The sequence below is a fragment of the Bradyrhizobium sp. TM102 genome, from assembly GCF_009176685.1.
In the GTDB taxonomy this organism is placed as follows: Bacteria; Pseudomonadota; Alphaproteobacteria; order Rhizobiales; family Xanthobacteraceae; genus Bradyrhizobium; species Bradyrhizobium ottawaense.
Genome location: NZ_AP021855.1, coordinates 1,944,306 through 1,964,164, shown reverse-complemented (window position 1 = coordinate 1,964,164; position 19,859 = coordinate 1,944,306). Strand labels below are relative to the sequence as shown.

General features: G+C 65.6%; 20 protein-coding genes. 11 read left to right on the top strand and 9 right to left on the bottom strand.

All coding sequences use genetic code 11. The annotated features are described in order from the left end of the window. Nucleotides 1-16: 16 nt before the first annotated feature. The 3 genes from napA to GDN70_RS09210 are packed head-to-tail and all read right to left on the bottom strand — an operon-like array spanning nucleotide 17 to nucleotide 3,268. On the bottom strand, nucleotides 17-2,566 hold the full coding sequence (gene napA, locus GDN70_RS09220) for a nitrate reductase catalytic subunit NapA (protein ID WP_038948467.1): 2,550 nt from the start codon (nucleotides 2,564-2,566) through the stop codon (nucleotides 17-19). Nucleotides 2,567-2,592: 26 nt separating this feature from the next. Further along, entirely contained in the window at nucleotides 2,593-2,928 is a 336-nt protein-coding gene (locus GDN70_RS09215) for a chaperone NapD (RefSeq protein ID WP_173015774.1), read from the bottom strand. After that, on the bottom strand, nucleotides 2,921-3,268 hold the full coding sequence (locus GDN70_RS09210; protein ID WP_173015773.1) for a 4Fe-4S dicluster domain-containing protein: 348 nt from the start codon (nucleotides 3,266-3,268) through the stop codon (nucleotides 2,921-2,923). The genes GDN70_RS09215 and GDN70_RS09210 overlap by 8 nt, the downstream gene beginning before the upstream one ends. 412 nt (nucleotides 3,269-3,680) lie before the next feature. Between GDN70_RS09210 and GDN70_RS09205 the strand changes: the two genes are divergently transcribed. Then, complete coding sequence (locus GDN70_RS09205; protein WP_104462595.1) at nucleotides 3,681-4,796, top strand: ATP-dependent RecD-like DNA helicase; 1,116 nt, start codon at nucleotides 3,681-3,683, stop codon at nucleotides 4,794-4,796. Nucleotides 4,797-5,004: 208 nt separating this feature from the next. Here GDN70_RS09205 and GDN70_RS09200 read toward each other — a convergent pair whose 3' ends face one another. Beyond that, on the bottom strand, nucleotides 5,005-6,687 hold the full coding sequence (locus tag GDN70_RS09200; protein ID WP_152102418.1) for a tetratricopeptide repeat protein: 1,683 nt from the start codon (nucleotides 6,685-6,687) through the stop codon (nucleotides 5,005-5,007). Nucleotides 6,688-6,944: 257 nt separating this feature from the next. Between GDN70_RS09200 and msrA the strand changes: the two genes are divergently transcribed. The 4 genes from msrA to GDN70_RS09180 all read left to right on the top strand — a co-directional run bounded on the left by msrA (nucleotide 6,945) and on the right by GDN70_RS09180 (nucleotide 8,884). After that, nucleotides 6,945-7,655 (top strand): peptide-methionine (S)-S-oxide reductase MsrA, encoded by a 711-nt coding sequence (gene msrA / locus GDN70_RS09195; RefSeq protein ID WP_152102417.1) that lies wholly within the window; start codon nucleotides 6,945-6,947, stop codon nucleotides 7,653-7,655. Between the two features lie 31 nt (nucleotides 7,656-7,686). Next, on the top strand, nucleotides 7,687-8,106 hold the full coding sequence (gene msrB / locus GDN70_RS09190) for a peptide-methionine (R)-S-oxide reductase MsrB (protein ID WP_028140236.1): 420 nt from the start codon (nucleotides 7,687-7,689) through the stop codon (nucleotides 8,104-8,106). A gap of 106 nt (nucleotides 8,107-8,212) precedes the next feature. Beyond that, complete coding sequence (locus GDN70_RS09185) at nucleotides 8,213-8,377, top strand: DUF3309 family protein (protein WP_080670079.1); 165 nt, start codon at nucleotides 8,213-8,215, stop codon at nucleotides 8,375-8,377. A 213-nt stretch (nucleotides 8,378-8,590) separates the two neighbouring features. Continuing rightward, complete coding sequence (locus tag GDN70_RS09180) at nucleotides 8,591-8,884, top strand: hypothetical protein (RefSeq protein WP_018318374.1); 294 nt, start codon at nucleotides 8,591-8,593, stop codon at nucleotides 8,882-8,884. A 134-nt stretch (nucleotides 8,885-9,018) separates the two neighbouring features. Here the strand turns inward: GDN70_RS09180 and GDN70_RS09175 are convergent, their stop codons facing one another. Beyond that, complete coding sequence (locus tag GDN70_RS09175; RefSeq protein ID WP_152102416.1) at nucleotides 9,019-9,573, bottom strand: DUF4112 domain-containing protein; 555 nt, start codon at nucleotides 9,571-9,573, stop codon at nucleotides 9,019-9,021. Nucleotides 9,574-9,634: 61 nt separating this feature from the next. Further along, the gene (locus GDN70_RS09170) at nucleotides 9,635-10,060 is read right to left on the bottom strand and encodes a DUF5413 family protein (RefSeq protein ID WP_028140238.1); all 426 of its coding nucleotides are present in this window, start codon (nucleotides 10,058-10,060) and stop codon (nucleotides 9,635-9,637) included. Between the two features lie 142 nt (nucleotides 10,061-10,202). Between GDN70_RS09170 and GDN70_RS09165 the strand changes: the two genes are divergently transcribed. The 3 genes from GDN70_RS09165 to GDN70_RS09155 all read left to right on the top strand — a co-directional run bounded on the left by GDN70_RS09165 (nucleotide 10,203) and on the right by GDN70_RS09155 (nucleotide 11,264). Next, the gene (locus GDN70_RS09165) at nucleotides 10,203-10,445 is read left to right on the top strand and encodes a hypothetical protein (protein ID WP_018318371.1); all 243 of its coding nucleotides are present in this window, start codon (nucleotides 10,203-10,205) and stop codon (nucleotides 10,443-10,445) included. Nucleotides 10,446-10,482: 37 nt separating this feature from the next. Beyond that, nucleotides 10,483-10,713: a hypothetical protein gene (locus GDN70_RS09160; RefSeq protein ID WP_026202008.1), complete on the top strand. Its 231-nt coding sequence runs from the start codon at nucleotides 10,483-10,485 to the stop codon at nucleotides 10,711-10,713. A 257-nt stretch (nucleotides 10,714-10,970) separates the two neighbouring features. Further along, nucleotides 10,971-11,264: a hypothetical protein gene (locus GDN70_RS09155; RefSeq protein ID WP_162832256.1), complete on the top strand. Its 294-nt coding sequence runs from the start codon at nucleotides 10,971-10,973 to the stop codon at nucleotides 11,262-11,264. A gap of 64 nt (nucleotides 11,265-11,328) precedes the next feature. On the opposite strand, the gene GDN70_RS09150 is transcribed toward GDN70_RS09155, so the two are convergent. Further along, nucleotides 11,329-12,936 (bottom strand): hypothetical protein, encoded by a 1,608-nt coding sequence (locus tag GDN70_RS09150; protein WP_028140241.1) that lies wholly within the window; start codon nucleotides 12,934-12,936, stop codon nucleotides 11,329-11,331. A 37-nt stretch (nucleotides 12,937-12,973) separates the two neighbouring features. Continuing rightward, nucleotides 12,974-14,266 (bottom strand): adenylosuccinate synthase, encoded by a 1,293-nt coding sequence (locus GDN70_RS09145; RefSeq protein ID WP_028140242.1) that lies wholly within the window; start codon nucleotides 14,264-14,266, stop codon nucleotides 12,974-12,976. A gap of 420 nt (nucleotides 14,267-14,686) precedes the next feature. Here GDN70_RS09145 and GDN70_RS09140 point away from each other — a divergent pair, with 420 nt between their 5' ends. The 3 genes from GDN70_RS09140 (at nucleotide 14,687) to GDN70_RS09130 (ending at nucleotide 17,892) form a co-directional block, all read left to right on the top strand. Next, entirely contained in the window at nucleotides 14,687-15,619 is a 933-nt protein-coding gene (locus GDN70_RS09140) for a DMT family transporter (protein ID WP_028140243.1), read from the top strand. A 125-nt stretch (nucleotides 15,620-15,744) separates the two neighbouring features. Beyond that, nucleotides 15,745-16,680: a DMT family transporter gene (locus GDN70_RS09135; RefSeq protein ID WP_038948459.1), complete on the top strand. Its 936-nt coding sequence runs from the start codon at nucleotides 15,745-15,747 to the stop codon at nucleotides 16,678-16,680. Nucleotides 16,681-16,914: 234 nt separating this feature from the next. Continuing rightward, nucleotides 16,915-17,892 (top strand): tripartite tricarboxylate transporter substrate binding protein, encoded by a 978-nt coding sequence (locus GDN70_RS09130; protein ID WP_038948458.1) that lies wholly within the window; start codon nucleotides 16,915-16,917, stop codon nucleotides 17,890-17,892. A 158-nt stretch (nucleotides 17,893-18,050) separates the two neighbouring features. Here the strand turns inward: GDN70_RS09130 and GDN70_RS09125 are convergent, their stop codons facing one another. Next, on the bottom strand, nucleotides 18,051-19,736 hold the full coding sequence (locus GDN70_RS09125; protein ID WP_028140246.1) for a methyl-accepting chemotaxis protein: 1,686 nt from the start codon (nucleotides 19,734-19,736) through the stop codon (nucleotides 18,051-18,053). Nucleotides 19,737-19,859 lie beyond the last annotated feature (123 nt).

The following is a 19,859-nucleotide window of genomic DNA, read 5'->3' as shown; positions in this document are numbered from 1 at the left end:
CTCGTCCATCGAGGGTTTAGGCCGACGTCACGCGGCAGGCGCACTTCTTGAAGTCGGTCTCCTTCGAGATCGGACAGGTCGCATCGAGCGTGAGCTGGTTGGCGAGCTGGCTTTCGTCGAAGAACGGGAAGTAGACGAGGCCCCGCGGCGGCTTGTTGCGGCCCTTGGTCTCGACCCGCGTGACCACCTCGCCGCGCCGCGTCTGGATCTTCACCGGCTGTCCGCGCAACAGCTTGCGCTCGGCCGCGTCGTCCGGATGCATGAACAGCGTCGCGGCCGGCACGGCACGGTGCAACTCGGGGACGCGGCGCGTCATCGAGCCGGAATGCCAATGCTCCAGCACGCGGCCGGTGCACAGCCACAGATCGAACTCCTTGTCGGGCGTTTCGGCCGCCGGCTCGAACGGACAGAAGATGATGCGCGCCTTCTTGTCCGGCTTGCCGTAGAACGACACGCCCTCGCCCGGCTTGACGTAGGGATCGTAGCCCTCGCGGAAGCGCCAGAGCGTCTCCTTGTTGCTGACGACCGGCCAGCGCAGGCCGCGCGCCTGGTGATACTGCTCGAAATCCGCCAGATCGTGGCCGTGACCGCGGCCGAACTTGGCGTATTCCTCGAACAGGCCCTTCTGCACGTAGAAGCCGAATGCGGCACTCTCCGAATTGTCAAAACCCTTCTGGCACTCGGTGATCGGGAACTTGTTCACCTCGCTGTTGGCGTAGAGCACGTCGAACAGCGTCTTGCCGCGCACCTCCGGCTTCTTGGCGATCAGCTCCTCCGGCCACACGTCCTCGATCTTGAAGTACTTGGAGAACTCCATCACCTGCCAGAGATCCGAGCGCGCCTCGCCCGGCGCCTTCACCTGCTGGCGCCAGAACTGGGTGCGCCGCTCGGCATTGCCATAGGCGCCCTCCTTCTCCATCCACATCGCCGTCGGCAGGATGAGGTCCGCGGCCAGCGTGGTCACGGTCGGATAGGGATCGGAGACCACGACGAAGGCAGCCGGATTGCGATAACCGGGATAGCCCTCCTCGTTCATGTTCGGGGCCGTCTGCATGTTGTTGTTGCACTGGACCCAATAGGCGTTGAGCTTGCCGTCCTTCAGCATCCGGTTCTGCAGCACGGCATGGTAGCCGATGTTGCCCGGGATGGTGCCCTCGGGCAGCTGCCACACCTTCTCGGCCGTCTCGCGGTGCTTCGGGTTGGTGACGACCAGATCGGCCGGCAGGCGATGGGCAAAGGTGCCGACCTCGCGCGCGGTGCCGCAGGCCGAGGGCTGGCCGGTCAGCGAGAACGGGCCGTTGCCCGGCTCCGAGATCTTACCCATCAAGAGGTGCACGTTGTAGATCATGTTGTTGACCCACGTGCCGCGTGCATGCTGGTTGAAGCCCATCGTCCAGTAGGAGACGACCTTCTTCTTGGGATCGGCATAGAGCTTTGCGAGCCGCTCGAGATTCTCCTTCGGCACGCCCGACATCTTGTGAGCATAGTCGAGCGTATAGGGCTCGAGCAGCCTCTTGTACTCGTCGAATCCGATCTTGTCCTTGAAGCCGGCCGGATCGAGCGCGCCGTCCTTGCCGGCCTTGTGCGAGGCGTTGAGCGCCTTGATCTCGAGCGCGTGCGTCGGCCGCAATCCGTAGCCGATGTCGGTCACGGTCGATGCGAACTCGACGTGCTTCTCGACGAAGTCCTTGTTCGTCGCACCGGAGTTGACGATGTAGTTCTGGATGTAGTTGAGGATCGCCATGTCGCTCTGCGGGGTGAACACCAGCGGATTGTCGGCGAGCTCGAACGAGCGGTGCTCGAAGGTGGAGAGCACGTGGACTTCGCAGCCCTCATGGGTCAGACGGCGGTCGGTCAGGCGCGACCACAGGATCGGATGCATCTCCGCCATGTTCGAGCCCCACAGCACGAACGCATCGGCATGCTCGATGTCGTCGTAACAGCCCATCGGCTCGTCGATGCCGAAGGTGCGCATGAAGCCGGTGACGGCCGAGGCCATGCAGTGGCGCGCATTCGGATCGAGGTTGTTGGAGCGGAAGCCGGCCTTGTAGAGCTTGGCGGCGGCGTAGCCTTCCCAGATGGTCCACTGGCCCGAGCCGAACATGCCGACGGTCGAGGGGCCACCGGCCTTCAACGCGGTCTTCCATTTCTCGGCCATGAGCTTGAAGGCGTCGTCCCACGAGATCGGCGCGAACTCGCCGTTCTTGTCGAACTTGCCGTTCTTCATGCGCAGCATCGGCTGGGTCAGCCGGTCCTCGCCGTACATGATCTTGGACAGGAAGTAGCCTTTGATGCAGTTGAGGCCGCGATTGACCGGCGCATCGGGATCTCCTTGCGTCGCCACGACCTTGCCGTTCTTGGTGCCGACGATCACGCCGCAGCCGGTGCCGCAGAAGCGGCACACGCCCTTGTCCCAGCGGATGCCGTCGGTCTTCCCCGGCTGCGCGATCGCCGCATCCGGCAGCGTCACACCGATGGTCGAGGCGGCAGCCACCGCTGCGGCTGCCTTCAACGCATCGCGGCGGGTCGCCGTGGCTTCATTTCCGTTCGTCAACTTCGTAACCATCGTCGGTCTCTCCGGCTCAACGAATCTCAAATTGCGGAAGGGCGCGCGTGCGCGCCGGAATTCTGGCAGAGGCCGCCGCAGCAGGCGGCCGGCTCGGTCTCGATCGCGCTCTCGTCGTCGGGCGCATCGAAGGCGTGAAAGATCAGCGAGGCACTGACGACGCCGGGCAGGCGATGCATCGCGGCGATCTGGTCGATCGCCAGCGAGGCCGGCGTATCGACGACGGTCAGCGCAAGCCGGTTCTCGCCGGATGCGGCCTCGAGCTCGACGCCGGGCAGCGCCAGGATCCGGTCCGTCAGACCGCCCGCGGCATCCGGTGCGAGATAGACGGCGACGCCGCAGATGTTGGTGGCTTCAGCCATTGTGCACGACCAGGTTTGCAAGTTCGGATACCAGCGCGATCCGGTCCCGCGGCGCGAGCGCGATGGCTTCGACCGGGCAGACCGGGATGCAGTCGCCGCAGCCGGTGCAGGCCGCGGCATCGATGACGGCGCCGAGCTTCTCGCGCGCGAGAATGCGGATGGCGGAATGCTCACAGGCTTCGACGCAGCGACGGCAGACCACGCCGTGTCTTTCGACGCAGGCGCTCGCGCTGGAGACGGTCGCCACCTGTTCGGGGCACGACTCGTCCACGCGCGGCGCAAGCACGTCGCGGCCGGATGCGAAAGGCAGAACGGCAGAGAATAGTGAGCGTCGCGACATTGGCCTCGGCATATCCGAATCCTCACGGGCAGACCCGTGTTGAGGAATTTTCCAGGAGAATGCGCCCCATCGGGCACATCTCGGTCGACGCCGTTGTCACCGCTGCGGACCATAGGTTCGCGCTGTCCATGTTGCATTGCGCTAGATCAACCGGCGTCGCGAACGCGCGCAAGCAACGATTAACCTGCGGGTCGTTTGCCGCACGAAATTGCGCGAACCGGGCAAGGCGTTTACTTCGCCTTCACCAGCGACGTGACGAGGCGGATTGCGGCCGCGAGGCGGGCCAGCGGAAGCTGACGACCGCCCGCTGACGCCTCGATCTTCGCTGCTGCATCCGGCTTGAAAGCGGGGGTCGAATGATTAACTTGGGGCGTAGCGAATCGCCGCCTTTTCGCCCTTCCTCAAGACAGATATGGCCAGTTTCACACCGCATCAGGATGCCGCTCTCAAGGCCGTCGGCGACTGGCTGAAGGCCAAGCCGGGCCGCAATGGCACGCCGCCGATCTTCCGCCTGTTCGGCTTTGCCGGCACCGGCAAGACCACGCTGGCGCGGCACATCGCCGACGGCGTCGACGGCGAGGTGAAGTTCGCCGCCTTCACCGGCAAGGCCGCCCTCGTCATGCGCAACAAGGGATGCGACGACGCCTCCACCATCCACTCCCTGATCTACCGCGCCCGCGAATCCGGCGAGGAGCAGCCGAGCTTCGAATTGTGGGACGACGCGCCGGCCTCGAAGGCGAAGCTGATCGTGATCGACGAATGCTCGATGGTCGACGCCGAATTGGGCCGCGACCTGATGTCGTTCGACTGCCCGCTGCTGGTGCTGGGTGATCCCGCGCAGCTGCCGCCGATCCAGGGCGGCGGCTTCTTCACCAACACCGAACCCGACGCGATGCTGACCGAGGTGCACCGCCAGGCGCAGGACGATCCGATCGTGCGGATGTCGATGGACGTGCGCGAGGGACGCGAGCTCGACATCGGCCGCTACGGCGAGAGCGAGGTGGTGTCGCGCAAGGAGCTCGATCCTGACAGGGTCATGGGCGCCGACCAGGTGCTGGTCGGCCGCAACAACACAAGGCGCGCCTACAACATGCGGGTGCGCCAGCGCCAGAACATCGAGGACGTCTTCCCGGTCGCCGGCGACAAGCTGGTGTGCCTGCGCAACAACCGCAAGAAGGGCCTGTTCAACGGCGGGCTATGGCGCGTGAAGTCGCGCAACACCTCGCGCTCGAAATCGCGCATCCTTTCGATGCGGCTGTCGCCCGACGAGGATTTCGGCCACAAGGTGACCAAGGTCTCGGTGCGCGCCGATTGCTTCGAGGGCGGCGTCGAGCAGATCGCCTGGGAGCAGCGCAAGCCCTATGACGAGTTCGACTACGGCTACGTGCTCACCGTGCACAAGTCGCAGGGCTCGCAATGGGACGACGTCGTGCTGTTCGACGAGAGCTTTGCGTTCCAGGACTCAAGGGCGCGGTGGCTGTACACAGGCATCACGCGAGCGGCGAAAAGGTTGAGTATCGTGGTTTAGGCGCCGAGGCCCGAGCCTCGACCTCCGCTGTCGTCCCGGACAAGCGTAGCGAAGCGGAGCGCCGATCCGGGACCCATACCCACAGGAAGATGATTGACGAAGACTCGGAGTGGGAGTTTTGCCTCACGCTCCTCCCTGGGGTTATGGGTCCCCGCGTTCGCGGGGACGACAGCGGTTATGAGGTGGCGTTGCCGCGCCTCACGCTCAGTTACTTCCCCGCGACAAAATAAAAATCTTCCCGTCCCGGCGGCGAGCCGTAGGTGAACGGCTGCTGCTCGTGCCTGGTGGCGGCCCAGACGTCGTCGCGGATGATGTCGAACAGTTTTCGGATCTCGATGCGCGGCTGCTTGATCTCGCGGGCCAGCGCGGTGGCGAACGGGCTGTTGGCACTGCCGTCGCCGTCCATCGCGGTCTCGCCGTGCTTGGCGGCGTAGACCACCATGAAGCCGGCGCCGGGCTCGATGTTGGAAAAGCCCTTGTCGACCAGCTTCAGCGACAGCGTGCGCTGCATGCTCGGCGCGAACGGATTGTCGCGGCAGGCATCCAGGACCACGAGACGCATTTTTCGCGCGGCACCGACCGCGGCGATCACCTGCTCGAGGGCGACCGCCTGGGTCTCGGCGTCCTTGTCGGCGGCGAGCTTGGCGTCGACGGGAACGAGATAGTTCACCCCGCCGATCTCGAAGCCGTGGCCGGCGTAGTAGACCACGGCCCAGTCGGCCTTCTCCGCTTCCTCAGCGAAGGCCTTCAGCGCGTCGAAGAACTTGTCGCGGGTGAGGTCACTGACGGCAATCACGGTCTGGAAGCCGACGTCGCGCAGCACGCTCGCGATCAGTTTGGAATCGCGCGGCGGATTGGGCAAGGCATGAACGTTCTTGTAGGCGCCGTTGCCGATCACCAGCGCCACGCGGCGCCCGGTTGCCCCGGCCGGCGCCTGCGGCGTCAGCGCGGCGAGCCGCTCCTGCGCGACGGCACGGGCGCGGGCGACGTCGGGCTCGTCGAACTTCGTCAACGAATAGGCGGCCGCGCGGAAATCGGCGCGCGCCTGCGCGAGATCCTTCTTCCGCTCATAGATCTGGCCGCGACCGGAATGCGCGCGGATGTTGTTCGGATTGATCTGGATCGCCGTGTTGTAGTCCTTCAGCGCGGCGTCGAGGTCGCCCTTCATCATGCTGACGTCGGCGCGGTTGTTGATCGCGAACACGTTTTTCGGCTGCCGCTCGATCAGGCCGTTGCAGTCGGCAAGGGCCTGCGCGTACCTGCCCATCATGCCGTACGTGATGCAGCGGTTGCTGGCGATCTGCGGCGCGGCCGGGTCGATCTTCTCGGCCTCCGCGAAATCCGCGATCGCGCCGTCGAAATCCTTCATCAGCGTCCGCGCGCGGGCGCGATTGGTCCAGCCGAGCAGGAATTTGGGCGTGTATTTGATCGACAGGCTGAAATCGTCGATCGCGCTTTGCAATGCGCCGCGGCGCGCATAGATGACGCCCCGATTGTTGTAGGGCACACCATAGGTGGGGCGCTTCTGGAGGGCGAGGTTGTAGTCCGCCATGGCGAGATCGTCCTGGCCCTTGCGCTCATAGGCGAGGCCGCGCAGGTTGAGGGCAATGACGTAATCCGGATCGAGATCGACCGCGATGGACAGGGTCTCGATCGCGTGGTCGTAATCGCGCTTGCTGATCAGCGTGTTGCCGCGCACGGAGAGCGCGATGGCCTTGTCCTTGCCGCCGAGCTTGTCAGCCTTCAGCAGATTGTCGCAGGCGCTCGCGCGGGCCTGGGCCTCCGCCTGGCGGTCGCGGCAGAGGGTGAGATCGTCGGCCTGCGGGTCGGCCACTGCGCTGAACAGGCCGGCGGTCAGGATGACGAGGGTCAGGGAAACGACGCGCAGCATGGGTCAGGCCTGCTCCAGCCAGATTCTTCTTGAGTCGATCATCGATCGCACCGGTTCATCTAGCGCGGAGTTCCCGGTCTCGCCAAGCCGCCGGCGCCCGGCTATCCCGCGCGGCTCGTTTCACAGACTCGTGTCCGTCCCGCCGTAACAATCGGCGGCCGCGTCCGTACCTCGGATGGTGCGAAAACGCGGCCGGGCAACTGTTCGTCCGGCCCCGACCGCCCTAGACTGTCAGACCTTCCGAAAGAGGATCCGCCATGCGCCGACCTGCCCTCGCCTCCCTGCTCGCCGCAACCACCGCCCTTTCGCTAACCTTTGCCTTTACCGCGCCGTCCCGGGCTGCGGAGGATGCGGTCGTGATCCCCGCCCCAGCCATGGATGCGGCACCCGCGAGCGGGATCCAGACCGCCGTGATCGCCGGCGGCTGCTTCTGGGGCGTGCAGGGCGTCTTCCAGCACACCGCGGGCGTCGTCAACGCGGTCTCCGGCTATGCCGGTGGCACCAAGGCGACCGCCGACTACCAGACGGTCTCGAGCGGCCGGACCGGCCATGCCGAGGCGGTCGAGATCAAGTACGACCCGAAGAAGATCTCCTACGGCAAGATCCTCCAGATCTACTTCTCGGTGGCGCACGACCCGACCCAGCTCAACCGCCAAGGCCCCGACGTCGGCACGCAATATCGCTCGGCCGTCTTCACCACCTCCGACGAGCAGAAGAAGGTGGCGGAGGCCTATATCGCCCAGCTCAACGGCGCCAAGGTGTTCAGCAAGCCGATCGTGACCAAGGTCGGCGCGCTGGAGGCGTTCTACCCGGCGGAGGCCTACCACCAGGACTATCTGACGCTGCACCCGAACCAGCCTTACATCGCCTATAACGACCTGCCCAAGGTCGAGAACCTGAAAAAGCTGTTCGCGGATAACTACATTGAAAAGCCGACGCTGGTGAGCGCCAGCAAGGCCACCAACTGATCGCGAGATCGCCGAAACAAACGGGAGACCCATGCCCGACACCAAAATGAAAACCACTGATAACAAGGTCATCAAGAGCGAAGAGCAGTGGCGGCGCGAATTGTCGCCGATGCAGTACGCGGTGCTGCGCGAGAAGGCGACCGAGCGTCCCTTCTCCGGCGAGTATGAGCACGACCACCGCGCCGGCACCTACACGTGCGCCGGCTGCGGCAATGTGCTGTTCGAGTCCGACGCCAAGTTCGATTCCGGCTGCGGCTGGCCGAGCTTCACCCAGCCCGCCGTCGAGAGCCATATCGACGAGGAGCGGGACGTGAGCCACGGCATGGTCCGCACCGAGGTGCTCTGCTCCAAATGCAGCGGCCATCTCGGCCACGTCTTCCCCGACGGCCCCGGGCCGACCGGCCTGCGCTACTGCATCAACTCGGCCGCGCTGAAGCTGGAGCCGAAATAAGGTTGCGCGCGGCCCGGTTCCTTCGTGGAACCCGGCCGCGCGATGTGCTTTTCTTGTCTGGCGGTGCGGCCGATCATCGCATTTGGCGGCCGCCAGGGAGGATGCCATGTCACTCGGGACCGTCCTGATCATCCTGGTGATCATCTATCTGCTCGGCGGCCTGTCCGGCCGCATCGGCGGTTACGGCTATGGGATGGGCCATTCCGGCATGGGCATCGGCGGCGTCGTGCTGGCGGTGCTGGTCGTCCTGCTGCTTCTTGGCAAATTGTAATCCATATAAGCCATTGTAATAATTTGATTAATTTCATCCGCGGAGCTGCCATGCGCGGATTCATCATCTCCCATCGCGGGGGTCGCATTTTTGTCAAATCGGCCTATATTAGAGGGCGAAATGGCATGTGCGGCGGGCTCGCTCGATGGCGGCCCCTGCCCTCCCAAACCCCACGCGCTTAAAGCCCCAGAGAAGATCACGAGGTCTTTGACCATGCGTCCACTGCGTCCGTTCAACTTCAACACCTCCGCCGAACTCTTCCCCGCCGCGATCCGCAAGAAGAAGCGCGCAGGCTTCACCTATCGCCGGTTCGGCACCGCGGCCGAAGCCGTGCAGTTCGCGATGGAGCAATTGCCGACGGATTCACTGAACGGCGCCTATCTCCAGGTCGAGGAAGCGCGTTTCGACCAGAACGGCATCCGCTCGCTCTATGAGAGCGAAGCCTTCCCGTTGCCCCGCCGTCCCAAGCCGGCGCCGGCCGAGACCGACGCCGCCGACGCGGCCTAAGTTTTCGCAAGCCTCCGATGTGCGCAGAAGCGCGATGGCCGAAAGGCTGTCGCGTTTTTTGCGTTTGGGGGTTCTCCCCGCAGCGGCGCATCATCGACCAGATGGACTCGCGGCAAGCGCTCCCAGCCGCCGCGCTAAATCCGCGGCTGCTTGTCGAGCCAGCGGCGGAGCAGACGCACGTTGCGCATGTTGGCGCGGAACATCACGTCGAAAGCGTCGCCCGCGAACGGGACCATGCCGACCACGCCGTCGAGCGCGACATTGCCGAGCATGCGGGTGGTGATGTACCAGGGCGCGCCCAACGCGCGGGCCTCCCGCACCAGCCACAGCGAGATCGCCGTGGTGATGATGTCGCCAACGACGGGGATCAGGCCTATCAGCCCGTCGATGCCGTAGCGGATGTTGGTGCCGGGCAGGATGAAGGCGACGTCGAGCAGCTTTGCGATCGCCTCGATCCGCGCGATCCGCTGCTCGCGCGTCAGATTGCCGAACGGACTCCCGGCGAATGGATTGTCCTTGCCAAGCTCGGAACCGAATTCGCGAAACCCCTGCTGCAGCGTCTCGGGGCGGATTTCGCGGCCGTCCTGGTCGATGATCGGCCCGCGTGCCTCGGTGCCGGAAGAGGTCGCGCGCGAGCTCCCCGGACGGGATCTGCGTGGAGCTAGGATGTCGTCGTCGGACATGGTCATGGCCTTCAGGGAACGCGCGGACGCGGCTGAGGTTGCTGCGCCGCGTCCGAACGTCGCGCGCTCACGTCGGCGCCGCCACCGGATGCGGCTCCTTGATGTATTTATGCACGAGCCAGGACGAAATCACCGCCGGCACGAACCCGACGAGGCCATACAGGATGAACTGCACCGCGCCCGAATCCGGCCCGCGCGAGCTGTAGGTGAGCGAGGCCAGCACGAAGGCGAACAGGCCGACCAGGAGCATCCGCAAGCCCGGGCCGATCCGCCTGACATGGGTCAGGATGTCATCGACTGCGCCAATCATCAGCGAAGGCAGGAAGCCGAACAGATAGCTGTACTGCAGGGTCTTGAAGAACACCGCGAACAGCTTGCCGACCTCGCCGAGACTGGTCTGGGCCCAATAGCCGGACTGATAGGTCGTCGTCAGCAGCAGCAGGAACCCGCCGACGAACGGGCCAACCAGCGCAAACACCAGATAGCGTTTCATCAAACACCTCACGTTTCGCCGGTGTTATAGCAGCGCCGCGGGAACCTTGAATAGCGGGGCGAGCTCTGCCTTTGGAGGAACAAGTGGCAAGGCGACGAGTTCAGACAGGACCTGAATTATCCCTGTCAGATTGGAGCCGCCGATGGCCCGCAAATTTCTCCTGGCGACGATCACGCTGGCAGCCCTGAGTGGCCTGTCGAACGCTCCCGCTCTTGCGCAAGGCCACATGGGCTCGCCCCAGGAACAGCAGGCCTGCTCGCGCGACGCCTCGCGCTTCTGTCGCAAGGACCTCGGCAATGACGGCGCCGTGCAGGGTTGCCTGCAAGCCAACCGGGCCAAGCTGTCGCGCTCTTGCAGCAAGGTGTTTCAGAGCCACGGCATGTGAGGACCGCGACCATCCCCAGCGAACGGAGAGTGAAGCCATGTTGCGCGACGAACAGCTCTCGATCCTGCGGGACATCAGCCAGTCCGTTGCCTTCGCCGACGACCGCCACGGCAAGATCGGCGAACTCATCGCCGACGGCTACGTGATGAAGGACGGCGATTTGTTCGAGCTGACTGCCAAAGGCGTCACCGCCGTCGAGGAACACGCCGCCGCGCTCGGCGCGAGCGATGTGGAACAAGCGAGCGCCTCCTTCGATCGGATGATCTGAACGCGCGCACGCTTTGTGCGTGACGTCCACGCAACAATTGTAAATTCCTTTGCGCCTGCCATTGCAGCCGCGTGACAATGGCGCATACTTCGCTCGGGCGGCGCAGCACTTTTCGATTCGAACATGAAGAAATCGAGCGACCACATGCGGGACCAAAGTTCCCGACGTGAAGGCTGTGACATGCGGCAGATCAAGCCGTGTGCGGCGCCCCAAAAACCAAGTGGCTCAAGCTCACGGAACTCGGGGACGCATTCTGCATGACACGCTATCAGACGATCGCTTCGCTGCTTAAGACCACCGCTTCGCTGTTGGCCGTAGCAACCACGGCCATCGCACTCCAGACCTCACCCGGCCTCGCCTTCTCGTCCGAAGCGCAGCAGATGTGCACGGGCGATGCGATGCGGCTGTGCTCAAGTGAGATCCCCGACATTCCCAGGGTCAGGGCCTGCATGGTGCGGAACAAGGCCCAGGTCAGCCCCGGCTGCCGCGCCGTGATGGACCGCGAAGCCGCGGCATCAGCATCGCGCAAGCGGGAAGCGGCGGCGCAATAGTAATCCATGAAGAATGTCATTCCGGGGCGGTGCGCAGCACCGAGCCCGGAATGACAGCAGTGCCTCAGTCGCCCCACTGTGCGAAGGCGTCGTTGAAGGCGCGTTCGCCGGGGGCGCCCTTCTCGATGGCGATGATGGCGCGGCGCTGATTGGCATAGACCAGCGGCACGTCGAACCACGAGCGCTCCTTCAGGAGCTGGACGTTGCGGGAGCGGTCGGCGTCGACATTGGACAGGCCGACCAGGAAGAAGCCGTCGGTGACCTTGACCGCGAGGCCGGCGAGCGGCGTGCCGCGCGCCTGCTCGTTCGACTTCATCAGAATGCCCGGCACGTTGGAGACGCTGCCGCCGGGAAAATCCGGCGGCAGGATGAAGGTCAGCTCCGCCGTGTGGCTCGCCGGCAGCGAGGAATCGGTGTTGCGGCGGAACGACATCGTCATCTTGAACTTGCGGTCGGGGATCTCGATGTCGGCACGCACGGCGACGTCGGCCTTCTGGTTGCCCGACGCCTTGATCGGCTCGAGCCGCCACACCACCGAGCCGACATATTGCTTGCCCTTCGGATCGGACGGATCCTCGTCATAGAGCACGACCTTCTGCGCCACCGGCGCGACCGGCTGGTCGCTGGCCGAGGGCTGGCCGACGCGATCCGGAATCTTGGGCTTGCTCTGCGGCTGGGACGGATCCTTCGGCGCCTCCACCACCTGGGTCGGCGAGGACTTGAGCAGGTTGGTCGCGATCTGGACCAGCTGCTTGCCCCAGAGGATGCCGGCGCCGACCAGGATCAGCACGATGCCGACGGCGATCGCACTCTTGAACGGGAAGGCGGAGCGCGTGCGGGCACGCTTCTTGGCGTCGCGCTCGGGCGCGATGCGCGGACGCGGCGACGGCGGCTGCGGCGCGTAGCGCTCGGCCTCCTCGACCGACTCGTCGTAGGAATAGGGCGCGTCCTGCTCGCCGGCGCGGTTTTCCAGGCTCGGCTCGAGCCGGTCGAATTCCGGCGAGGGCGAGGGCACGTTGGCGTAGGTGCGGCGCGCGGCGCGGCTGGCCTGGGCGGCAGCGCCGCCGAGATCGTTGGCGTCGGCCGTGATGTCGCGGAAGCCGCGCACACCCGGTGCCGGCGGCAGCGGCGGCGGAGGTCCGACATCGGGCGGACGGCGCGCACCGGCGCGATCGCGCCCGGCCGCCGGCTCCGGCATCGGTGGCGGGGCGGACGGTCCCGGTTGGCGCGGGGCGTCGAAACGGGGCGCGCGCGGCGGACGCGGGGCCTCGCTCTGGTCATCGACGTTGAAGGAGGGACGGTCGGCGCGCGGCGGCGGCGGAGCCGGACGCGTCCGCGGCGGGGTCGGCGCGGCCGCAGCCGGGCTGCCTTCGGCGGCTCGGGTGCTGGCGCGGCGGAAGGCATCTCCGCTGCTGCCGCCGCGGGCGCCGCCACCGGGGCGCGAGGCCTCGCGGGCGCGCTGGGCGGCCTCCGATTCGACCTTGCGGACGGCCTCCTCCAGCGACAACCTTTCGCGCGTGATCTCGGATTCGGAGAGCGGCGGCTGCACGCTGCGCAGCTGCGCGATCAACGCCGTGCGCGCCCGCTCATAGAGCGCGCGACGGCTTTCGCCGGGAGCGTTCGGGTCCAGGGCGGCAATAGCGCGGGCGATCAGCGGATAGTAATCAGCCATTTCAACTCAACTATACGCGCGTCCCGGTAAGATATCGTTAAGCCTCAAACGGATTTTGCACCAGGATAGTATCTTCGCGTTCGGGGCTGGTGGAAAGCAGCGCAACCGGGCACCCCACCAATTCCTCGATCCGCCGGACATATTTGATGGCCTGGGCCGGCAGGTCGGCCCAGGACCGCGCATTGGCGGTCGGCTCCTTCCAGCCCTCGATGGTCTCGTAGATCGGCTCGACCCGGGCCTGGGCGCCCTCGCCGGCGGGGAAGTGGTCGATCTCCTTGCCGTCGAGCTTGTAGCCGGTGCAGACCTCGATCGTGTCGAAGCCGTCGAGAATGTCGAGCTTGGTCAGCGCCAGGCCGTTGATGCCGCAGGTCCGGACCGCCTGGCGGACCAGCACGGCGTCGAACCAGCCACAGCGGCGCGGACGGCCGGTGTTGGTGCCGAACTCGCGGCCGCGCTCGCCGATCCGGCGGCCGGTCTCGTTGTCCTGCTCGGTCGGGAACGGGCCCTGGCCGACGCGGGTCGTATAAGCCTTGCACAGGCCGAGCACATAGCCGACCGCCCCGGGTCCGAGGCCCGAGCCGGTCGCCGCCTGCGCCGCCACCGTGTTGGACGAGGTGACGTAGGGGTAAGTGCCGTGGTCGACGTCGAGCAGCGCGCCTTGCGCGCCTTCGAACAGCATGCGCTTGCCTTCGCGCCGCTTGATGTCGAGCAGCCGCCACACCGTCTCGGCGTAGGGCAGCAGCTCCGGCGCCAGCGCGCTCAACTCCTTCAAGATCACCTTGCCGTCGAATTCGGGCAGGCCGAGGCCGCGGCGAAGCGCGTTGTGGTGGGCAAGCAGCCGGTCGATCTTGTGCGGGAGCGTGTCGAGGTCGGCGAGGTCCATCAGGCGGATCGCGCGGCGGCCGACCTTGTCCTCATAGGCAGGCCCGATGCCGCGGCGGGTGGTGCCGATCGCGGTCGCCGCGCTGGCGGATTCGCGATGCGCATCGAGCTCGCGGTGCAGCGGCAGGATCAGCGTGACGTTCTCGGCGATACGCAGGTTCTCCGGCGAGACCGCGACGCCCTGCGCCCGCAGCTTGGAGACCTCGTCGAGGAAGGCGGCGGGATCGAACACCACGCCGTTGCCGATCACCGACAGCTTCTGCTCGCGCAGCACGCCGGAGGGCAGCAGCGCGAGCTTGTAGGTCTTGCCGTTGATCACCAGCGTGTGGCCGGCGTTATGACCGCCCTGGAAGCGGACGACGATGTCCGCCTGCTCCGACAACCAGTCGACGATCTTGCCCTTTCCTTCGTCGCCCCACTGGGCGCCGACGACGACAACATTGGCCATTCGCGGGTAATCCTTCGAAGATTTCTCTGTAGGTGGCACGATCCGAACGGAAAATTGGTACCCATTTTTCCGGAATCATGCCTGCGCCCAGCCCAATTCCCGGCCAGAGGCCGTTCGCACCGAGGCAGCCCAACCGGATAAAGGAAGCAGCCTCTCTAGGCAAGCAAGAACGGGGCATTTTCAGGGCTTCGAGGCCACTCCAAGCCTTTGATATCCCCGGAAAATCCAGAAACCTTCGCGGCCAGCGCGCAGGCTTCGACCAAAGCGTGAGAGGCTCAATCCGCCGCTGCATGGTCGCGATGCGTCCGCCCCCCGTTGATGCAGCCCCGATTTCCGTGTCTTTGGACAGCGCCGGGCGATCAGCCGGCCCGGATCCCGCCGGGCTGGAAGCCTCGGCGCACGCGGGGCACGCCAATCCCAATGTCCGCCACCGGCCAGACCACGAGCGCGGAGACATCCGGCCACAGCTGGATCGCCAACCAGCCTTATCTGCTGCTCAGCATCACCGCGCTGTGCTGGGCCGGCAACGCCATCGTCGGCCGGCTCGCCGCCGGCCACATCCCGCCGGTCACGCTGTCGTTCCTGCGCTGGTTCTTTGCCTTCCTGCTGGTGCTGCCGTTCGCCTGGAAACATCTTGCCCAGGACTGGCCCGCGATCCGCGGCAGGCTCGGCCTGATGATCACGCTCTCGGTCACCGGCATCGGCGCCTTCAACACGCTGCAATATTGGGCGTTGGAGCATACCCAGGCACTCAATACGCTGCTGCTGCAGTCGGCCGCGCCCCTGGTCGTGGCGCTGTGGTCGCTGGCCATCCTCGGCATCCGCCTCACCGCGGCGCAGGCGTTCGGCGTGCTGCTGTCGATGTGCGGCGTGCTGACCATTCTGCTGCACGGCGATTTCACCACGCTGTCGAACATCGAGTTCAACAAGGGCGACCTCATCTTCATCGTCGCACTCGTCATCTTCGCGCTGTATTCGGTGCTGACGCTGAAACGGCCGCCGATGCACGGCCTGTCGTTCCTCGCCTTCACCTTCGGGGCCGGCGCGGCCTGCCTCATTCCGCTGGAGATCTGGGAATTGTCCGCGCGCCCGGTCATGAAGCTCGACGGGCCGAACCTCTTGACGCTGTTCTACGTCGCGGTGTTTCCCTCGACGCTGGCCTATCTCTGCTTCAATCGCGGCGTGCGCCTGATCGGCGCCAACCGCGCCGCGCCGTTCTTCCACGTCGTGCCGGTGTTCGGCTCGATCATGGCGATGGCGTTCCTGGGCGAACACCCGCAGGCATTCCACTTCATCGGTTTTGCGCTGGTGCTGTCGGGCGTGTTCGTGGCGTCACGAAAGCAGGCGGCGTAGGACCAGCGAGGGTTCAACATATTAGCCGCCAAAGGCGCCTCCTCAGGGCTTGCCTGCATTGTAGCATTGCGGCCGCGTGGCTTGTGCCGCGACGCCAATCCGGCGCAAGCTCGTATCCAACGCCAATGACGATTGCCTCGCCCGCGCCACCTGCCTCCAGTCCGGCCAGCTGGCTCAACAACCAGCCTTATCTGCTGCTCAGCCTGAGCTCGCTGTTCTGGGCCGGCAACATCGTGCTCGCGCGCCATGTCGGCGCGCATGTGCCGCCGCTGACGGTGACCACGATCCGCTGGTTCGGCGTTTTCCTGATCCTGTTGCCGTTCGCCTGGCCGCATCTCAAGCGCGACTGGCCCGCCTTGCGCAACAGCCTGCCGCTGATGCTGTTCCTGTCGCTGGTGGGCTTCGCCTTCAACAACGCGATCTCTTACTGGGCGATGCAATACACGGAGGCGCTGAACGCGCTGCTGATCCAGTCGGCCGGACCGCTGTTCGTGGCGCTGTGGTCGCTGGTGCTGTTCGGCGTGCGGCTGACGGGTGCCCAGTTCGCCGGCATCGCGATCTCGCTTCTCGGCGTGTTGATCATCATTTTGCGCGGCGATCTCGCCGCGCTCGCGAGCATCAGCTTCAACAGGGGCGACATCATGTTCGCCTCCTCGCTGGTGGCGTTTGGGATCTACTCGGCCTTCATCCCGCGTCGGCCCAAGATCCACCAGCTCTCCTTCCTGTCCTTCACCACCTGCTGCGGCGCGACGATGCTGCTGCCGACCGCGATCTGGGAGGCGGCAAGCGGCCGCGTGCTGCAATTCGACGGGACGACGCTGGCGACGCTGGGCTACATCCTGATCTTTCCCTCGACGCTGGCCTATCTGTTCTTCAACCGCGGCGTCGCGCTGATCGGCCCGAACCGCGCCGCGCCGTTCTTCCATCTGGTGCCGGTGTTCGGCTCGGCGATGGCGATCGTGCTGCTCGGCGAAAAGCTGCAGCCGTTTCACCTGATCGGCTACGCGCTGGTGCTCGCCGGCGTCGTGATCGCCTCACGCCAGGGCTCGGCGGTGAAGTAATTCCGCGCGGCGGACGATGCGTGCTCGTGTCCCGGACAAGACGCAGCGCGCAAGCGGTGCGTCGCAGAGCCGGGATCCAGTTTGTGGCAGCATGGGCCCCCGTTCGGCAGCGCATCACGCCGCGAACGGCGGCGCGCTGCACTGCGCCCGGGGCACACGAGACAACTCGCGTCTTCCGATTTTGGCGAAGAGACGCTAGGTTCCCCGCCAACGAAAAAGAGGGAACGTCTCGATATGATTTCAGGGCTGATTCGAAACCTGCGTGCCGTCGGCGCGGCTGCATTGTGCCTCGTCGCCGCATCCACTGCACAGGCCGATACCTGGCCGAGCCGCAACATCACGCTTGTTTTGCCGTTCGCGGCCGGCAGCGGCACCGACACGACGACACGGCTGATCTCGCAGCATCTGTCGCAGGCGCTCGGCGTCGGCATCGTGATCGAGAACAAGGCGGGCGCCAACGGCATGCTCGCCGCAAGCTATGTCGCGAAGGCCGCCCCCGACGGCTACACGCTGCTGGTGACGACCAACACCACGCATTCGGCCAATCCCTATCTGCTCAAGAGCCTCACTTACGATCCGGTCAAGGATTTCACGCCGATCGCGCGCACCGGCGACCTGCCTTTCATGCTGGTCGTCAATCCGGAAGTGCCGGCCAAGACCGTTGGCGAGCTCGTCGCCTACGGCAAGGCCAATCCGGGCAAGCTGAGCTACGCCTCGGGATCGTCCTCCGCGATCGTGTCGGGTGCGACCTTTGCGCACAATGCCGGGCTCGACCTGCTGCACGTGCCCTACAAGAGCTCGCCGCCGGCGCTCAACGACGTCATGGGCGGCCGCGTCTCGATGATGTTCGTCGACATCCTGACCGGCCTGCCCCACGTCAACGGCAACGCGCTGCGCGCGCTCGCCGTCACCACCAAGGACCGCTCGCCGCTGGTGCCGAACCTGCCGTCGATGCAGGAGGCCGGCGTGCCTGATTTCGACATCTCGTCCTGGCAGGGCTATTTCGGCCCCGCCGGCATGCCGAAGGAGATCGTGACCCGGCTCAACGCCGAGATCCGGAAGATCGTCGAGAAGCCGGAGATCAAGGCACAGCTCGCCACCCTCGGCATGGACGCGTTCTCGGGCACGCCGGAGCAGCTCGGCACGTTCGTGAACGAACAGCTCGTGCTGTGGGAGAAGCTGATCACCAACGCGAAGATCGAGAAGCAGTAAGGACGGTCTCGTGTCGCGGACGCGGCGCTGAGCCCGGGGCACCGCTCTCGTAGGGTGGGCAAAGCGAAGCGTGCCCACCGTCAGGTCGTCGCAAAAAGAAAAGGTGGGCACGGCGCTTCGGCGCCTTTGCCCACCCTACGAATTTCGAGCGTTTGGCCTTACGCCGCGCGCACCTTGGCGAGGAAGCCGTCGACGGCGCTGCGCAGCGCGCCGGACTGGCTGTCCAGTTCGCGGGCGTTGGTGAGCACGTCGGTTGCCGCGGTGCCGGTCGCTTCCGCGGCCGAGGTGACACTGCCGATATTGGCGTTGATCTCGTTCGAACCGGCCGCGACCGACTGGATGTTGCGGGCGATCTCGCGGGTCGCTTCGCCCTGCTGCTCGATCGATGCGGAAATGCCGGCGGTGATCTCGCTCATCTCGGCGATGGTCTGGGTGATGCCGGAGATGGCCGTGACCGCGTCGCTGGTCGAGGTCTGCATCGCCGCGACCTGCGCGGAGATCTCCTCGGTCGCCTTGGCGGTCTGGTTGGCCAGCGCCTTGACCTCGGAGGCGACGACCGCGAATCCGCGGCCGGATTCACCGGCGCGTGCCGCCTCGATGGTGGCGTTGAGCGCGAGCAGATTGGTCTGCGCTGCGATCGAATGGATCAGCTTGACGACTTCGCCGATCTTCTCGGCGCCGGTCGAGAGCACCTGCACGGTGGCATTGGTACGCTCGGCGTCGCTGACGGCGCGGCTGGCGACTTCGGTCGAGCGCGTGACCTGGCGGGAGATTTCCGCAACCGAGCTCGACAGCTCTTCGGCGGCCGCCGCAACCGTGCCGACATTGCCGGAGGCTTTTTGCGAGGCAGCGCCGACCGTCGCCGCGCGCGAGGAGGCGTCGCTGGCGGTCGCGGTCATCGACTGCGCCGTCGTCTGCATGCCGGCCGCGGCCGAGGAGACCGAGCGGACGATGCCGTTGACGCTGCGTTCGAAGTCGTTGGCGATGCCTTCCATCGCGCTGCGACGTTCCGCCGCGACGCGTTCCTTGGCATCGGCTTCGGTCCTTTCGAGGTCGCGGATGCGGACCGCGTTGTCCTTGAAGATCTGGACGGTGGAGGCCATCGCGCCGACCTCGTCGCCGCGGCCGACGCCGGGAATGTCGCCCTCGAGCTTGCCGTCGGCGAGATCCTTCATGCGGGCGCCAAGCAGCGCCAGCGGGCGGCTGATGCCGCGGCCGATCAGCCAGGCGACGCTGCCGGCGACAATGAATATGCCGAGCATGGCAAAGCCGAGCAGCCAATAGACCGGACCCATCTTGGCGTCGATGTCGTCGAGATAAGCGCCGGTGCCGAGATACATGTCGAAGCCGGGCACCGCCACCGCGTAGCCGATCTTGCGGATCGGCGTCGGCTGACCGGGCTTCATGTATTCATAATGCAGCAGGATCGAACCGTTGGCCTTGACGCCGTCCATCAGCTCGACCGACAGCTTGCGGCCGTTGGTCACGACATCCATGCGGTTGGTGCCGATCTGCTTGGGATCCGGCGCGAGCTGCGTGATGCCTTCATACGACGTACCGAACAGATAGCCCGCGCCGTTGTCGTAGGTCATCGAATTGCCGTAGCGGCGAAGCTCGGCCATGGCCGCGTCCTTCGTCAGCTCGCCGGCGTCGACGCGCTTCTTCAGAGCGCCCGCATAGTTGCGTGCCAGCTCGACGATCGCCTTGGCCTGATCGATGCGCGCATTCACCATCTCGCGCTTCATCAGATAGCCGGCGAGGACACCGGAGATGCACAGGCCGAACAAGGTGACGCCGACAAGGATGCCGAGCTTCGGGGCGATCTTCAGATTGCTCAATTTCACGATTAGCTCCGGCAATAATGGGATACGGGCGCGCGACAGATCGATCGAAATCGAAATAGCTTTTAGGGAGAGAGCCTTAGCAAGTTACTTACGTGCCTCCGTAGAAGCCCGGACGCAGCCGCA